General features: G+C 61.5%; 13 protein-coding genes. 4 read left to right on the forward strand and 9 right to left on the reverse strand.

Annotated features, from left to right (window positions below; all coding sequences use genetic code 11):
- Positions 1-12: 12 nt before the first annotated feature.
- The 9 genes from sufU to RHM62_RS07820 form a co-directional block, all read right to left on the reverse strand.
- Positions 13-498: a Fe-S cluster assembly sulfur transfer protein SufU gene (sufU, locus tag RHM62_RS07780; RefSeq protein ID WP_322124942.1), complete on the reverse strand. Its 486-nt coding sequence runs from the start codon at positions 496-498 to the stop codon at positions 13-15.
- Entirely contained in the window at positions 498-1754 is a 1257-nt protein-coding gene (locus tag RHM62_RS07785; RefSeq protein ID WP_322124943.1) for a cysteine desulfurase, read from the reverse strand. Before RHM62_RS07785 ends, sufU begins: the two co-directional genes overlap by 1 nt.
- A complete protein-coding gene (gene sufD, locus RHM62_RS07790) occupies positions 1751-3073 on the reverse strand; it encodes a Fe-S cluster assembly protein SufD (protein ID WP_322124944.1) in 1323 nt (440 codons plus the stop codon). The genes RHM62_RS07785 and sufD overlap by 4 nt, the downstream gene beginning before the upstream one ends.
- On the reverse strand, positions 3070-3876 hold the full coding sequence (gene sufC / locus RHM62_RS07795) for a Fe-S cluster assembly ATPase SufC (RefSeq protein WP_322124945.1): 807 nt from the start codon (positions 3874-3876) through the stop codon (positions 3070-3072). The genes sufD and sufC overlap by 4 nt, the downstream gene beginning before the upstream one ends.
- Positions 3873-5309 (reverse strand): Fe-S cluster assembly protein SufB, encoded by a 1437-nt coding sequence (sufB, locus tag RHM62_RS07800; protein ID WP_322124946.1) that lies wholly within the window; start codon positions 5307-5309, stop codon positions 3873-3875. Before sufB ends, sufC begins: the two co-directional genes overlap by 4 nt.
- 111 nt (positions 5310-5420) lie before the next feature.
- The gene (locus tag RHM62_RS07805; protein WP_322124947.1) at positions 5421-5765 is read right to left on the reverse strand and encodes a HesB/IscA family protein; all 345 of its coding nucleotides are present in this window, start codon (positions 5763-5765) and stop codon (positions 5421-5423) included.
- A gap of 310 nt (positions 5766-6075) precedes the next feature.
- Entirely contained in the window at positions 6076-7398 is a 1323-nt protein-coding gene (locus RHM62_RS07810; RefSeq protein ID WP_322124948.1) for a hypothetical protein, read from the reverse strand.
- Positions 7391-7945 (reverse strand): hypothetical protein, encoded by a 555-nt coding sequence (locus tag RHM62_RS07815; protein ID WP_322124949.1) that lies wholly within the window; start codon positions 7943-7945, stop codon positions 7391-7393. The genes RHM62_RS07810 and RHM62_RS07815 overlap by 8 nt, the downstream gene beginning before the upstream one ends.
- Before the next feature lie 13 nt (positions 7946-7958).
- Positions 7959-8165, reverse strand: coding sequence for a hypothetical protein (locus RHM62_RS07820; RefSeq protein ID WP_322124950.1), 207 nt, complete (start codon positions 8163-8165; stop codon positions 7959-7961).
- A 240-nt stretch (positions 8166-8405) separates the two neighbouring features.
- Here RHM62_RS07820 and RHM62_RS07825 point away from each other — a divergent pair, with 240 nt between their 5' ends.
- The 4 genes from RHM62_RS07825 to RHM62_RS07840 are packed head-to-tail and all read left to right on the forward strand — an operon-like array spanning position 8406 to position 17392.
- Entirely contained in the window at positions 8406-9704 is a 1299-nt protein-coding gene (locus RHM62_RS07825; RefSeq protein ID WP_322124951.1) for an efflux RND transporter periplasmic adaptor subunit, read from the forward strand.
- Positions 9705-9720: 16 nt separating this feature from the next.
- A complete protein-coding gene (locus tag RHM62_RS07830) occupies positions 9721-12804 on the forward strand; it encodes an efflux RND transporter permease subunit (protein ID WP_322124952.1) in 3084 nt (1027 codons plus the stop codon).
- The gene (locus RHM62_RS07835; RefSeq protein WP_322124953.1) at positions 12801-15995 is read left to right on the forward strand and encodes an efflux RND transporter permease subunit; all 3195 of its coding nucleotides are present in this window, start codon (positions 12801-12803) and stop codon (positions 15993-15995) included. The genes RHM62_RS07830 and RHM62_RS07835 overlap by 4 nt, the downstream gene beginning before the upstream one ends.
- 8 nt (positions 15996-16003) lie before the next feature.
- The gene (locus RHM62_RS07840; RefSeq protein ID WP_322124954.1) at positions 16004-17392 is read left to right on the forward strand and encodes an efflux transporter outer membrane subunit; all 1389 of its coding nucleotides are present in this window, start codon (positions 16004-16006) and stop codon (positions 17390-17392) included.
- Positions 17393-17401: the final 9 nt, after the last annotated feature.

A 17401-nucleotide genomic window follows, 5' to 3' on the forward strand; every position in this document is an offset into this window, starting at 1 on the left:
GGATGGATGCCATCACGCGTCACCGATCATGACGTGCATCGGGTCCTGGTCGGCTTCAGTCGACGGACCGTCGATGGCATGGATGGCCGCGTGCAAGGTATGCCACGGCAGGATCGCGCACTTCACGCGGACCGGCAGGTCGGCGATGCCGGCAAAGACTTTCAGCCGGCCCAACTGGTGCTCGCTGTTCATGTCGAGTTTGCCGGTCGTCATCGCGACAAATTCACGGATCAATAGCTCGGCATCGGCCTGGGATTTTCCCTTGACAGCAACCGTCATCATCGACGCCGATGACTTGCAGATCGCGCAGGCTTCGCCTTCAAAGCCAACCTGCTCGATCGTCGTTCCCTGCATCACCAGGCTGACCTCGATATGGTCGCCGCACAGCGGATTGTGGCCGGCCGCGTGATGCGTGGCAGCCGCCAGCGCGCCAAAATTGCGCGGCTTGCGATTGTGTTCAAGGATCATTTCCTGATAGAGCGCTCTCGGATCAGCCATTACAAAAACACTTTCTGCACGGCCCGTATGCCGGCGATCAGGGCATCGACTTCAGCCATGGTGTTATAGAACGCGAACGAAGCGCGTGACGTGGCTGGCAGACCCAGACGTTGCATCACCGGTTGCGCGCAATGGTGGCCAGTGCGCACCGCAATGCCATCCTCGTTGAGCAAGGTGCCGATGTCATGCGGATGCACGCCATCGATAACGAACGACAGCACCGCCGCCTTGTGCGCCGCCGTGCCGACGATGCGTACGCCCGGCAGTTGCTGCATCTGCGCAGTGGCGTAATCCAGCAGCGCCTGTTCCTGCTGGTGGATCGCCGTCATGCCGATGGCTGACAGATAATCAACCGCCGCTGCCATGCCGATCGCCGCCGCAATTGGCGGGGTGCCCGCTTCGAATTTATGTGGGATCGCGTTGTAGGTGGTCTTCTCGAACGTCACCGACAGGATCATGTCGCCACCGCCCTTGAACGGCTGCATGCGTTCCAGCAGTGCTGCTTTGCCATAAAGGATCCCGATGCCGGTCGGGCCGCACAATTTGTGGCCCGAGAATGCATAGAAATCGCAATCGAGGTCCTGTACATCGACGGCCATGTGCGGCGCCGCCTGCGCACCATCGACCAGCACCGGCACGGCATGGGCATGCGCAATCGCGACCATTTCCTTGACCGGATTGACGGTGCCGAGCGCATTCGACACATGCGTGACGGCGACGAACTTGGTACGCGCATTGAACAGGTCCTGATACGCAGCCATCTGCACCTCGCCGGCGTCATTGATCGGCACGATGCGCAGGATCGCGCCTTTTTCTTCGGCCAGCATTTGCCATGGCACGATGTTGGCGTGATGCTCCAGCGTGGTCAGGATGATCTCGTCGCCGGCACTGATGAACTTGCGGCCATAGCCATGCGTGACAAGATTGATCGAGTCGGTGGTACCGCTGGTGAAGATCACTTCACGGTCTTCGCGCGCATGGATAAAGTGCTGCAGCGTGCGCCTCGCTGCTTCGTATTCATTGGTCGCGATCTCGGACAGCGCATGCACCGCACGATTGATATTGGCGTGCTGCGTGGCCTGATACCGTACCAGCCGGTCGATCACCGGCTGCGGCATCTGGCTTGAGGCGGCGTTATCCAGATACACCAGCGGACGCCCGTTGACCTGCAACCCGAGGATAGGGAAATCGGCACGGATGCGCGCGACATCGAGTGCGTCGCCCCGCACTTGGTCATGTCCGTGGTCACGCTTCATGATGCGCCCTTAGTCTGGTCGAGCACCTTCTGCGCCAGCTGCCGCTTCACCGAATCAATAGGGATGCGGTCGATGATTTCAGCGCCGAAGGCATAGGTCAGCAAGTTTCGCGCAGCGACTTCGTCGAGCCCGCGGCTCTGCAGATAGAACACTTCGTCATGATCGAGCTGGCCGACCGTCGCACCGTGCGTGCACTTCACATCGGATGCAAAAATTTCGAGTTGCGGCTTGGTGTCGATATGCGCCTTGCCGGACAACAGCAGGTTGCGGTTGGATTGGCGCGCATCGATTTTTTGCGCATCGGGTCGCACCATCACCTTGCCATTGAATACCGCGTGTGCACTGCCGCCGGCGATGCATTTGTGCAGCTGGCGACTGATACCGTGCGGCTTGGCATGGTCGACAACCGTATGCGTGTCGGCCAGTTGCCGGCCATCGATCATGGCCAGTCCGTCGAGCGTGCACGAAGCCCCTTCGCCGTGATGGACCACCTCGACATTGACGCGCGAAATCCGCGCACCGAACGCGACACTGACTGATGTGTACTGGCTGGCGCGTGCCAGCGACACCGCACACAGTCCGACGTGCAAGGCCCGGTTGCCTTCGCGCTGCAGCCGGATGTGATTGACCCGTGCCGAATCGGCCAGCGCGATTTCAGTCACCGCGTTGGTGAAGTAGGTCGCGAGGTGTGCTTCTTCCTGTCCGCCCGGTGGATTCAGAACGACGTAATCCTCGAGCACCGTCACGCTGCTGCCCGGCTCTGCCACGATCAGCGCGCGCGGAAAACCGAGTACATCTTTTTGCGTACCGATGAACAGCAGATGGACAGGGACATTGATCGCGCTATCGCGAGGGACGATGACGACAGCGGCGTTCTCTATCGATGCCGTATTCTGTGCGGCGAAATAGGCGGTATCGATACCGGCATGACGACCGAGGTGCGTCTCGATGGTGTGTGCTTGGCGCGCTGGTGCAGTCTGCAGGTCAGCCACCACGAGCTGGTCATCATCCTGCCGGATCGACAGCGCCGGCGCATAGATACCATCGACAAAGACCAGCCGGGTTTGTGCTTCGTCGACCGTCAATCCGGCGATGTCATCGAGCGTGAGCGGACTTGTTTTGGAGCCGGGAGCCGGCACAAACACGGTCTGTGCAAACGGCGACAAATCGGTGAAGCGCCATTCTTCGTCACGCGTGGTCGGTCTGGCCAGCAGCGCAAACCGTGCGGCTCCACGCGCGCGCAAGGCTCCGGTCAAGGACGGGATGCTCGCCTGCGCCGTACCGGACAACGCCCGCGTCAGGACTGCATCGGCGTTCATGCCGCCACCTTTTGCGCGGCGGCATACTCATCGCTGACCCACTCGTAGCCACGCTGTTCGAGTTCGAGTGCCAGCGCTTTGTCGCCGGTCTTGATGATGCGACCGGCGTCCATCACATGCACGAAGTCCGGCACGATGTAGTTCAGCAGTCGCTGGTAGTGGGTCACCATGACGATCGCATTGTCGCGCGTCGAGAGCTGGTTAATGCCGTGGGCAACGATGCGCAGTGCGTCGATATCGAGACCGGAATCGGTCTCGTCGAGGATCGCCAGGCGCGGTTCCAGCAACGCCATTTGCAGGATCTCGTTGCGCTTTTTCTCGCCGCCCGAAAAGCCTTCGTTGACACTGCGGTCGAGGAAGTCGGGACTCATGTCGAGCAATTGCATCTTGTCGCGCACGAAGTCGTCGAACTCGAGCGGATCGAGTTCCTCATTGCCGCGTTCTTTCCGGACCGTGTTGTAGGTCAGGCGCAGGAACTGGCTATTGATCACGCCCGGTATCTCGATCGGATACTGGAATGCGAGGAACAAACCGGCCCGTGCCCGCTGTTCGGGGGCGAGCGCAAACAGGTCCTGTCCTTCGAGCAGCACCGAGCCGCCCGTGACTTCATAGGCCGGATGACCGGCCAGCACTTTGGCGAAAGTACTTTTGCCCGAGCCGTTCTGCCCCATGATCGCGTGCACTTCGCCGCTGCGTACCGTGAAATTAAGGTCCTTCAGAATCGGCGTGCCGTTGACGCTGGCGCACAGTCCGCGTACTTCCAGCAGGATCTTGCTGTCGTTGATTTTTGTCTGATGCGTCATCCGATGCTCCCTTCCAGTTTGAAGCTCAGCAGGTTGGTGGCTTCGACCGCGAACTCCAGAGGTAATTGTTGAAATACGTCCTTGCAGAAACCGTTGATGATCATCGAGACCGCTGCTTCTGCATCGATGCCGCGCTGGGCAAAATAGAACAGCTGGTCCTCACCGATCTTCGAGGTCGACGCTTCGTGCTCGACCTGTGCCGAGGGATTGCGCACCTGGATATACGGGAAAGTATTGGCGCTGCATTGCTCGCCGATCAGCATCGAATCGCACTGCGAATAATTGCGCGCACCGGTCGCACCGGGCGCGATCCGGACCAGGCCGCGATAGCTGTTGCTGGATTTGCCGGCCGAGATGCCCTTGCTGACAATCGTGCTGCGGGTGTTCTTGCCGATATGGACCATCTTGGTGCCGGTGTCGGCTTGCTGATAATGATTGGTCACGGCCACCGAATAGAACTCGCCGATGGCGTTATCGCCTTGCAGGATCACCGACGGATATTTCCAGGTAATGGCTGCACCGGTCTCGACCTGGGTCCACGAAATCCGTGAATTGATACCCTTGGCCAAACCGCGTTTGGTAACGAAGTTGTAGATGCCGCCGACACCGTTTTCATCGCCGGCATACCAGTTCTGGACGGTCGAATACTTGATGTCGGCATTGTCTAGCGCCACCAGTTCAACCACCGCGGCATGCAGCTGGTTGCTGCTGAAAGCCGGCGCGGTACAGCCTTCGAGATAGACCACCGACGCACCTTCTTCGGCAACGATCAGCGTGCGTTCGAACTGGCCGGACTCTTCGGTATTGATACGGAAATAGGTCGACAGATCCATCGGGCATTTGACGCCCTTCGGGATGTAGCAGAACGAGCCATCGGTGAACACCGCCGAGTTGAGCGCGGCATAAAAGTTATCGCCGCTCGGCACCACCGAGCCCAGGTATTTTTTGACCAGCTCGGGATGCTCCAGCACCGCTTCCGACATCGAGCAAAAGATCACGCCGGCCTCGGCCAGCTTGGCCTTGTAGGTCGTTGCGACGGACACGCTGTCGAAGATCACATCAACGGCCACACCGGCCAGCGCCATGCGCTCGTGCAGCGGTACGCCCAGTTTTTCGAAGGTGCGTAACAGCTCCGGATCGACTTCGTCCATGCTGTTGAGTTTGGGTTTGGACTTCGGTGCCGAGTAGTAGCTGATGGCCTGGAAATCGATTTTCGGATGGTGGGCGTTCTGCCAGTGCGGCTCGGTCATTGTGAGCCATTTCCGGTACGCCTCCAGCCGGAATGCAAGCAGCCATTCCGGCTCTTTTTTCTTTGCTGAAATTAAACGGATCGTCTCTTCGCTCAGCCCGCGTGGCGCGACGTCCGATTCAATATCGGAAACAAAACCGTGCGGGTAGGGTCGGTTGACCAGTTGTTGAAGTACTGCACTCATGGGTAAAAGCCCTCGCTGTTCTTGCGCCGGAAACGGGACTACGTGTCTTCGGCATGACCCCGTCAGGAAGGAAATTTCCTGCACTGGTCATTACTGCTGTCCGGTGATGCGTCAGGCGATTGGATCCGGTTTCTTCAGATTGAAACTCTCGCCGCAACCGCATTCGCTCTCGGCATTCGGGTTGGTGATTTTTAGTACGTCGTTAAAGCCCTCTTTAACGAAGTCGACATGAGAGCCGTCGAGCATCGGCAGACTGGCGGCATCGACCACGATGTTGACTGTTCCCGAACCGAATAATTTGTCGCCTTCTTTGACGCCATCGACATAGTCAAGGGTGTAGGCGAGGCCGGAGCAACCAACTGTCTTGACCCCGAGTCGCACGCCGAAACCTTTGCCATTTTTTTGAATCTGGGCACGGATTTTTGTCACTGCTGTCGTGGATAGAGAAATAGTCATCGTGAGATTTTCCTTTGGAGTGAGGTGATCTGTGAATACCCGACTAAAACTGTCGGGAATTCACAGTACGATACCCGACTAAATTAGTCAACCATGTTGATGAGGCGGGTATGGGAGGTATTTTGATGGTCGGGGAGGCCGTCCATTGGCTGATTGGCGTTGATATTTCATCCGTTCGGCCTGAGCTTGTCGAAGGCGCACCGTCCTGAGCACCTTCGACAAGCTCAGGCCGAACGGCAAAAGGTTGGTGCGCCTTCGACAAGCTCAGACCGAACGGCAATGAGGTGGGTAGCCACCCCATCTGTGATGACTAATTCACCAGCGCCGCCTTGAACACGCCCGCAGCGTCCTTCGTCACCTTGACCGTGAACAGCGGTGGCAAAGGCGAGTCTCCGGTGACGCCGCCGAGCGTGACCGACTTCGTTCCCAGCACCCCCGCGGCATACGACGCCACTTGCATGGTGGCCGTGCGACCGGTGGCCAGCTTGTAGTTGGCGATGCCGATTTTGTAGGTACCGGTTTGCAGTTTTTGCGCGTCGCAGCTGGCGTAGTAGTGCTCCGGTCCGTCGGCCACCGTGTTGTCGACATCGAGATAGCCAGCCGCGCCTTGCTTGCTGAAATACCAGACATGCGCGCCGCCCGGTTCATCGACATGGGTATCCACATCGCCGCTGCCATTCCAAGTCAGCGTCGCCGAAAAAAAGCCGGTGGCTGCGCGTGCTGCCGGCTTGACCAGCCTGGCAAGCCCGCTCGTGATCAGCGACTTCACGCGCGCGCTTGGCGTGAGTTGCGGGTTCAGATAGATCGCCAGCATGCCGTGGCCGAGCCAGTCCTTTTCATCGTTAAGACCCGCCGGACGATTGGCAAAGAGCGGGATCGCGTCGGTGATGCTGACCACCGACCCGGCCAGCCGCAAGGCATTGATCACCAGGTCGAGATCGGCCAGCACATGCGGTCCGTTCAGTGTCGGCGAGGCCGGTGCGACATGGACCACGCCGACCGCGCTGGCCGGTGATTTCGTGATCGCATAGCGATAGGCCGGATTGGCAAACAGGTTGCCTTGCGAGTGCGCGACGAACAGCATCTTCTTGCCTTCGAGGGCGAAGTTGTCGATGCGCGAACGGTGTTCCTGATAGTTGATCTCGGTCGGCGGACTGGCCAGCTTGGCGGTCAGATTGCGGGTGACGATGGCACGCACGGCATCCTTCAGCGCTTCGAGCGTGTCGGCCGCTGCGGCGACCGACTTGACGATCGTGGTCCACCAGTCACCACCGCCATTCATCGCCTCGAAAAATAACTCGAAGCGGTCCCCGAGCAACGCGTTTTGCTCGCGCATGCGCTGCTCAAATGTCTCAACGAAGTCTTCGAAATCGTTGCTGGTGTTGTACATCACTTCGTAGCGGATGGATTCGTTGTTGGGGAGAGTGGTGCCGTGGATTCGTTCCAGCCGGTTAAGAATACCGTCAGCCTCTTTTCGCGATGTCTTGACGCCATTGAAAAATGCGAAAACCGTTTCAGTCGGGCAGGCATCGTTAACATTCGACCGTGTCGTCTGTGCTTTGGTTGATGTACCGCTCAGCATCAGGCAGATGCTCATTAACGTCACCATGGCATGGCGCAGGAATTTATTCACAGGTGTCCCCGATCGGCAGGCTTCCGACTGAGCCATCCAAGGATTTGTTGTAGGCCAGATAGGCCTTTAAGCGTGATTTTGTATTGGATGTGATGGCTTCAATTTTCCGTGAAACAGATTCAGGGCTGGTCAATCCTGCGCCATCAGGAAAAACAGAAAACAGGCAACTGGTCGAATCCATCAGACGAAGGCTGACGGTCTTCGCTGCGACTTTGTCGGTGGCATCCACGAGCACTGCCTTTTGCATCGCCCGCGCATCCTGCAATACCGCCTTGCGCTGCTTCCCATCCGTAAATTTCCCGTTGATATAAGCATCAATATCATCCCGCACGCCGTTGCCATCCGCATCCGGTCCGGCCAGCGATGCCGAGCGATCAAGCTTCGGAATAGCACCGGAATTTTCGAGTTGTGCAATGGCCGCTTCGGCGGTCGGCGGTGCAGCCTGGCTCTGTGCCGGCGCATCATTGTTGTCGCGACCGCCGCAGGCGGCGAGTGTCACTGCCATCGCTGTACAGCCGAGCAGGCGTATAAATTCAGTCCATCTCATCGTCATTACCCTTTCAATAAAAAGCCTGCCAACCCACTGCATCTAAAAGCAGCATGCGGTCAAAGTGGGCCGGATCATTTTTGTTGGAGATCAAGCCAAAAAATGGCTGGCGTGAACGAGGGTAGCGTTGGAAAAAAGCGATAGCCCATTCAAAAACCCCGCGACGCAAACGGCAGGCACGACTAGAAAGAAATTTTTTCTGGTGAAAGATTGTCTTCACGAACGATTCATGATGGAAATGATCGGCAGACATACTGCCCCAAGCCAGGCATGTATCTCTATTATTGTCGGCCTGTTTCGCTTGCATTCCGGCTGTAAGCAGCCACGCCGTTTGCCGGCTATCGCGCCGACTTCCGGTATTTTGACGGCGACTGAAACAGTAGGCAGCAAGCAAGGTCGGCGCATGCGATCATGCCGCTACAAAAATTCGCCGGCATCATCTGGTCATCAAGGAAAAACAATGGATACACCTGCAACGCTGCCCCCGGCTACCCGCAAAAAACCTGCCCGCCGGACCATACTGATCGGTAGCCTGATCGCGCTATTGGCAGTGGCCGCCGTGGGTGGCGTGGCGTGGTATCTGACGCATCGGGATCCGGCGGCGCAGGGGGCCGGCGGGCGCAGCGGCGGGCGGCCCAGCACGACGGTTGGCGTGGCCACGGCGACAGCGGCCGACATGCCGGTGATACTCGATGCACTCGGCACGGTCATGCCGGCGGCGTCGGTGACGGTGCGCCCGCAAGTCGGCGGCGTGCTGCAGCAAATCCTGTTCCGCGAAGGCGAAACGGTACGCGCCGGCCAGGTGCTGGCGACCATCGATCCGCGCCAGTTCGAGCTGGTGCTGATGCAGGCCTCGGGCCAGCGTCAGCGCGATGAAGCGCAACTCGCCAGCGCCAGGGTCACGCTGGAGCGCTTCAAGACCTTGCTTGCGCAAGATTCAATTGCACGTCAGGAAGTCGATACCCAGCAGGCACTGGTCAAACAGCTCGAGGGCACGGTGCTGTCCGATCGCGCCACCGAAGGCACCGCCAGGCTTAATCTGGGCTATAGCAAAATCACCGCGCCGATTGCCGGACGGGTTGGCTTGCGCGCCGTCGATGCCGGCAATGTCGTCAATCCCGGCGATGCCGCCGGCATCGTCGTGATCACGCAGCTCACGCCCATCGATGTGCAGTTTGCGGTACCGCAGGACCGCGTGACCGACGTGCTCGAGCGTTCAGCCGGGAAGGCCGAACTGGCAGTCACGGTATTCGATCGCACCCGCGTGACCTTGCTGGGGACCGGACGTTTTTCAACGCTGGATAACCTCATTGATGTGCAGACCGGCACCGTCAAGGCCAAGGCGCGTTTTCCGAATGACAAAATGACGCTGTTCCCGAATCAGTTCGTCAATGTGCGCTTGCAGTTGCGCACCATTACCGGCGCGGTAACGATTCCGGTGACGGCGCTGCGGCACGGCAGCAAGGGCGATTTTGTGTATGTCCTCAATAGCGACCGGACTGCCGGCATGCGCCTGGTCACGCGCGGCCAGGCCGATGTCGACAAGGTTGAAATCACGTCCGGCCTGAAGCTGGGCGAGCGCGTTGTCACCGAAGGCGGCGACCGCCTGAGTGATGGTGCCGCGGTCTCGCTCCCGGGTGACAAGCCGGGCGGCAAGGGCAAGCGTAACGGGGCAGCCGGTGCCACGGGAGCGGCCGGTGCCAAGCCGGTGCCGGCCGGCGAGCCGCGCCGGCGTCCGCAGCCAGCCGCCGCACCATGACCGTGAAGGACGCTGCATGAATCCGTCACGTCCCTTCATCGAGCGCCCGGTAGCGACCGCACTGCTGATGGTTGCCATCGTGCTGACCGGCATCGTCGGCTTCCGTTTCCTGCCGCTGTCGGCCTTGCCGCAAGTCGATTTCCCGACCATTCAGGTGCAAACGCTGTATCCGGGCGGCAGTCCCGAAGTGATGGGCCAGACCGTGACCGCGCCGCTGGAGCGCCAGTTCGGCCAGATGTCCGGTCTCGAGCGCATGAGTTCGACCAGCGCCGCTGGCGTCTCGATCATCACCTTGCAATTCGGCCTTGGCCAGACCCTCGATGTGGCCGAGCAGGAAGTGCAGGCCGCCATCAATGCCGGCGGTTCGCTGCTGCCGGCCGACCTGCCGGCACCGCCGGTCTACGCCAAGATCAATCCGGCCGACGCGCCGGTGCTGACGCTGGCAATCACGTCCGATACGCTGCCGCTGACCGAAGTCCAGAATCTGGTCAATACCCGGCTGGCGCTGAAGATCAGTCAGGTCGACGGCGTCGGGCTGGTCTCGCTGGCGGGTGGCCAGCGGCCGGCGGTGCGCATCCAGGCCGACACCGCCGCGCTGGCGTCGTACGGCCTCGGCCTCGACACCTTGCGCACCGCGATTGCCGCGGCCAACGCCAACAGCGCGAAGGGCAGCTTTGACGGACCGTCGCGCTCCTACACGATCAATGCCAATGACCAGTTGCTGGCCGCCGACGATTACCGCAAGCTGATCGTGGCCTACAAGAACGGCGCGCCGGTGCGGCTGACCAATGTCGCGCAGGTCGTCAACAGCGCCGAGAACATCCGGCTCGGTGCCTGGTCCGGTCTGCATCCGGCCATCATCCTCAATGTCCAGCGTCAGCCCGGCGCCAACGTCATCGCCACCGTCGATGCGATCAAGCAGCGTCTGCCCGAATTACAAGCCGGCCTGCCGTCCACCCTGAAAGTGGCCGTGCTGAGCGACCGCACCACCGGCATCCGCTCGTCGGTCGCGCATGTCCAGACCGAACTGCTGCTGGCCGTGCTGCTGGTGGTGCTGGTGATTTTTGCCTTCCTGCGCGACTGGCGCGCGACCATCATTGCCAGCCTGGCCGTGCCGATTTCATTGATCGGCAGTTGTGGCGCGATGTACCTGCTCGGCTATAGCCTGAACAATCTGAGCCTGATGGCGCTGACGATCGCGACCGGCTTCGTGGTCGATGACGCGATCGTGATGATCGAAAATATCGCGCGCTACCTGGAAGAAGGCGAGAGCGCGATGGCGGCCGCACTGAAGGGCGCGGCGCAGATCGGCTTCACGATTATTTCGCTGACGGTGTCGCTCATTGCGGTGCTGATCCCGCTGCTGTTCATGGGCGATGTGGTGGGGCGGCTGTTCCGCGAATTCGCGGTCACGCTGTCGATCACGATCCTGATTTCAGCGGTGGTATCGCTGACATTGGTGCCGATGATGTCGGCGCGCTGGCTCAAACCACAGGTCAAGAGTGACGCGCCAGCGGGCCGCCTGCAGCGGTTTTCCGACGACGTGATGGTGCGCTACGACCGCGGCCTGCGCTGGGTGCTGGTGCACCAGACGCTGACGCTGCTGGTGGCAGCGGCGACGCTGGCGTTGACGGTGGCGCTGTACATGGTGATTCCGAAGGGCCTGTTCCCGACCCAGGATACCGGCCAGCTACAAGCGCGCATCGAAGCGGCGCAAACGGTGTCGTACACGCGCATGGCGCAATTGCAGCAAGAAGCAGCGGCGGCGATCCTCGAAGATCCCGATGTCGCGAGTCTCAGTTCGCTGGTCGGTGTCGATGCCGCGCGCAACACGATGCTGCACACCGGCAGCATGCTGATCAACCTCAAGCGCGATCGCGCCGGTTCGCAGGCCGACACGATGACGCGCCTGCGCGAACGGGTCGGCAAGGTCGCCGGCGTGACGATTTATCTGCAGCCCACCCAGGACCTGACTATCGATGCCGAAACCGGACCGACCCAGTATCGCGTCTCGCTGGAAGCCGCCGATACCGCCAGCGTGATCAAGTGGGCCGACAAGCTGACGCAGCAACTGAAGCGCCAGCCGGAATTGAACAACGTCGTGTCCGACGCCAACGCCACCGGTCTGGCGGTCTTTATCGACATCGATCGCGACAGTGCGGCGCGGCTCTCGATCAGCGCTGCAGCCATCGATGATGCGCTTTACAGCGCCTTCGGCCAGCGCATCGTCTCGACGATTTTTACCGAGACCAACCAGTACCGCGTGATCCTCGAAGCCCGTCCCGATACGCTGACCACGCCGGCCCAGCTGGGCGACCTGCAACTGCGCACAGCCTCCGGCAAATCGACGCCGCTGTCGGCGATTGCCACCATCACCGAGCGACAGTCGCCGCTGCAGATCACGCACGTCGCGCAGTTTCCGGCGACCACGCTGGGTTTCGACACGGCCGCCGGCGTCTCGCTGGGCAAGTCGGTTGACGTGATCCGGCAGGCCGCGCTCGACATCCAATTGCCGGCGTCGGTGACGATGACTTTCCTCGGTGCGGCCGGTGCGTACCAGTCGTCGCTGAGCAGCCAGTTGTGGCTGATCCTGGCGGCGCTGGTGTGCGTCTACATCGTCCTTGGCGTGCTGTACGAAAGTTATATCCATCCGCTGACGATCCTGTCGACGCTGCCGTCGGCCGGTGTCGGTGCGTTGCTGGCGCTGATGATCAGCGGTTCCGGACTGGGCGTGATCGGCATCATCGGCATCATCCTGCTGATCGGTATCGTCAAGAAAAACGCGATCATGATGATCGACTTCGCCATCGAAGCCGAGCGCCAGCAGGGCATGTCGGCGCAACAGGCAATCCATCAGTCGGCGCTGCTGCGCTTCCGTCCCATCCTGATGACCACGCTGGCGGCGCTGTTTGCGGCCGTCCCGCTGATGCTGGGCTGGGGCGACGGTGCCGAGTTGCGCCGCCCGCTCGGCCTGGCGATTTTCGGCGGGCTGATCGTCAGTCAAGTACTGACGCTGTTCACGACGCCGGTGATTTATCTGGCCTTTGACCGGCTGTCGCAACGGCTGTCTGGCCGCCACCGTCAGGCGGAGCCCGCGTGAACCTGTCGGCACCGTTTGTCCGGCGACCGGTCGCCACTGTCCTGCTGACGGTCGGCATCGCGCTGGCCGGAATAGGCGCGTTCTTCGTGCTGCCGGTGGCACCACTGCCGCAGGTTGATTTTCCGAATATTTCGGTGAGTGCTTCGCTGCCCGGTGCCAGTCCCGAAACCATGGCGTCGAGCGTGGCGACGCCGCTCGAGCGCCGCCTCGGCGTCATCGCCGGCGTCAATGAAATGACCTCGCGCAGCAGTACCGGATCGACCCGCATCAATTTGCAGTTCGACCTGAACCGCAAGATCGACGCCGCCGCGCGCGAAGTGCAGGCCGCGATCAGTGCCTCGCGCGTTGACCTGCCGGCGACACTGCGCAGCAACCCGACCTACCGCAAGGCCAATCCGGCCGATGCACCGATCATGATTCTGGCGCTGACCTCGCCGACGCTTTCGCCCGGTCAGATCTATGACGCGGTCTCGAATGTGGTGCAGCAAAAATTGGCGCAAGTGCAGGGTGTGGGCGATGTCGAACTCGGTGGCGGTTCGCTGCCGGCGGTGCGCGTCGAACTGCTGCCGTATGCGCTCAACAAATACGGCGTCAGCATGGAAGACGTGCGCGCCGCAATTCAGGCCAGCACGGCCAACCGGCCGAAAGGAACGATAGAAGGCGACGAGCGGCGCCTGCAGATTTACACGCCGGCTGGCGGTCGCACTGCGGCCGATTACCGCTCGCTGGTGGTGGGCTGGCGCAGCAGCGCGGCGATCCGGCTCGACGATGTCGCCGAGGTGGTCGATGGTGTCGAGAACACCAATACGCTGGGCCTGTTCAATGGCAAGCCGGCCGTGGTGGTGCTGTTGCGCAAGCAGCCCGGTGCCAACGTGATCGAAACCGTCGATGGCATCCGCGATTTGCTGCCGGAATTGCAGGAACAATTACCATCGGGTATCGACATGCAGGTGGCGTCCGACAGCACCAATTCGATACGCGCGTCGCTGCATGAAATTGAAGTCACGCTGCTCATTTCGATCGCGCTGGTGGTGCTGGTGGTCAGCGCGTTCCTGCGCAACGTGCGCGCCACCATCATTCCGGCGGTGGCCACCATCGTGTCCTTGCTGGGCACGTTTGGCGTGATGTATCTGCTCGGCTTTTCATTGAACAACCTGAGCCTGATGGCGCTGACGGTGGCGACCGGTTTCGTCGTCGATGACGCCATCGTCGTGCTCGAAAATACCGCGCGCCATATCGAGGCCGGCATGGGCCGGATGGAAGCGGCACTGCTGGGTGCGCGCGAGGTCGGCTTCACGGTGCTGTCGATTAGCGTGTCATTGGTGGCGGTGTTCATTCCGTTGCTGTTCATGGGTGGGCAGGTCGGCCGCTTGTTCCGTGAATTCGCGGTGACACTGTCGGCTGCCGTGATGATTTCGCTGGTCATTTCGCTGACCACGACGCCGATGATGTGTGCATGGCTGCTGAAGCCGCATGATCCGGCACGCAAGCCGGGGCGTTTGGCACGCGCTTTCGAAAACGGCTTCAACCGCATCCACAAAATGTACGAGCACAGCCTTGACTGGGCCTTGCATGCACCGGCGCTGGTGATGCTGATCCTGGTCGGCGCGATCGGCCTGAACGTGTACCTGTTCATCGTCGCGCCCAAGGGCTTTTTTCCGCAGCAGGATACCGGCCGGCTCAATGGCGGCTTGCGCGCCGACCAGAGCATTTCGCCGACCGCAATCAAAGAAAAGTTACGCGCGCTGGTGGACGTGATTCAGCGTGATCCGGCAGTCGCCACGGTGGTCGGATTTACCGGCGGCAGCCGCGCCGGTGGCGGCTTCCTGTTCGTTAACCTGAAACCGGTCGGCGAACGCAAGGACGGCGGCCAGGCAGTCATTGCGCGGCTGCGGCCGCAGCTGGCGAAGATCACCGGCGTGAGCCTGTACCTCAACCCGGTGCAGGATTTCCGGATGGGCGGCAGGTCGTCGAACTCTACCTACCAGTACACCCTCAAGAGCGACAATCTCGCTGATCTGAAAGTCTGGGCCACCAGGCTGGGCGAGGCAATGAAGCTACAACCGGCCCTGATCGACGTCGATACCGACCAGGAAGAAAACGGCGTCGAGACCTATGTCAAGATCGACCACGACGCCGCCTCCCGGCTCGGCTTGACTTCGCGCGATGTCTCCAACGCGCTGTACAACGGCTTCGGCCAGCGCCAGGTCGCGACCATCTATTCCGAGCTGAACCAGTACAAGGTCGTGATGGAAGTGGCACCGCGTTTTGCACGAAGTCCGCAGGCGCTCAACGACGTGTATGTGCCGGCGCGCGGGCTGGTTTCGACCGGTACTGCCGCGACTGCGGCCGGCAGCACGACCACCTCGGCGCTGGGCAGTAACCCCGGCCTGCGCGACCAGTCCACCGGTTCGGCGCTCAGCGGCACGGCAACGCGCATGGTGCCGCTGGCGGCCATCGCCAGTTTTGCCGAAGGGTCGACACCTACCTCGATCAGCCATCAGGATGCCGAACTCGCGACCACGGTCTCGTTCAATCTGACCGACGGCTTCACGCTGGCCGATGGCCAGGATGCGGTGCGCCAGGCCGAGGCCGATATCGGCATGCCGACCAACGTACGCGGCAGTTTTGAAGGCAGCGCGCGTGCCGCGCAGGAATCGCAGAATGAGCAACCGCTGCTGATCCTCGCCGCGCTGGTGGTGATTTACCTCGTGCTGGGCATGCTGTACGAAAGCCTGATCCATCCGATCACGGTGCTGTCGACGCTGCCATCGGCCGGGGTCGGCGCGATCCTGGCGCTGCTGCTGTTCAACATGGAGTTTTCGCTCATCGCGCTGATCGGCGTGTTCCTGCTGCTCGGCATCGTCAAGAAGAACGCCATCCTGATCATCGACTTTGCACTCGAAGCCCAGCGCAGCCGCAACTTGTCAGCCTTTGATGCGGTGCGCGAAGCCTGCCTGCTGCGCTTCCGGCCTATCCTGATGACGACGCTGGCCGCCGCGCTGGGTGCGCTGCCGCTGGCGATCGGTTTTGGCGAAGGGTCCGAACTGCGCCAGCCGCTCGGCGTCGCCATCATCGGCGGGCTGCTCGCCAGCCAGGTATTGACGCTGCTGACCACGCCGGTGGTCTACGTTCTGCTCGACAAATTACGCCACCGCCGCGCACCAGCGCCGCTGGCCATCCAACCATGAGACTGACCATGCACTTACTCCCTCGATCCCGCCGGCTGGCACTTGCCGTGCTGGTTGCCACTGCCGGCGGTTGCGCTGTCGGCCCGACCTACGAGCAACCGGCGCTGGCGACGCCGGCGGCGTACAAGGAAGTGCCGGGCTGGGTCCGGGCGACGCCGGCGGACGCGCTCGATCGCGGTACCTGGTGGACGCTATTCGAGGACGCCGGACTCAATGCGCTGGCGGGTCGGGTAGAGGTGTCGAACCAGAATATCGCCGCTGCAGCGGCCGCTTACGCGCAGGCACGGGCATTGGTGCGCGAACAGCGTGCCGGTCTGTTCCCCGTCGTCAGCCTGGATGGCAGCGGCCGGCGGGCGGGTGGTGAAGTCACGGGTGCCGGTAGCACCTACCAGGCCAGCGTCGGGACAAGCTGGGAACCCGATGTCTGGGGTCGCCTCGGCCGCACCGTTGATAGCGCCAGCGCCGGTGCCCAAGCCAGCGCGGCCGATCTGGCATCGGCGCTGCTGGCGGCGCAGGGCGAACTGGCCATCAATTATTTTTCATTACGCCAGACCGATGCGCAAAGCGCGCTGTTGCAGTCGACCATCGCGGCGTACCAGCGTTCGCTGGAGATCGCGCAAAACCGCTATCAGGCCGGGGTCGCACCAAAGACCGATTTGCTGCAGGCACAAACCCAGCTGGCCAATGCACAGGCCGAACTGGTCGGACTGGAGCGCCAGCGCACCCAGCTCGAACATGCGATTGCGGTACTGGTCGGACAGGCTCCGGGCAATTTCACGCTGGTGATCGCACCGTGGACGGCGACGCTGCCACAGGTGCCGGTCGGCGTTCCATCGACCTTGCTGCAACGTCGTCCCGACATTGCCGCAGCCGAACGCCGTGTCGCTGCTGCCAACCAACAGATCGGGATTGCGCAATCGGCGCTGTATCCGAACCTGAACCTGAGCGCCAGTTACGGCGTCGGTGCGACCCGCGTGAGCGACCTGTTTTCGGCGTCGACCAGTGTGTGGTCGCTGGGCTTGTCGGCGGCGCAGGTGCTGTTCAATGCCGGCGCCACGCGCGCGCGCATCGATGAAGCACAGGCCGCGCAGCAACAGGCTGCCGCGCGTTACCGGCAAACCGTGCTGGTGGCATTTCAGGGTGTTGAGGATCAGCTGGCGGCGACGCGCGTGCTGATGCAGCAGCAGCCATTACGTGAGCTGGCTTCCCGCGCAGCCGATGAAACCGAAGTGCAGACACTGAACCGTTATCGCGCCGGCCAGATCGCCTACACCGAAGTCGTTACCGCGCAGGCCAGCGCCTTCAGTGCGCGGCGCGCGCTGGTGCAGCTGGCCTCGGACCGGCAGGTCACGGCGGTGGCGCTGATCCAGGCGCTGGGCGGCGGCTGGGGGAATTAACCGGCCGGT

The organism is Actimicrobium sp. CCC2.4 (assembly GCF_034347385.1).
Lineage (GTDB): Bacteria > Pseudomonadota > Gammaproteobacteria > Burkholderiales > Burkholderiaceae_D > Actimicrobium.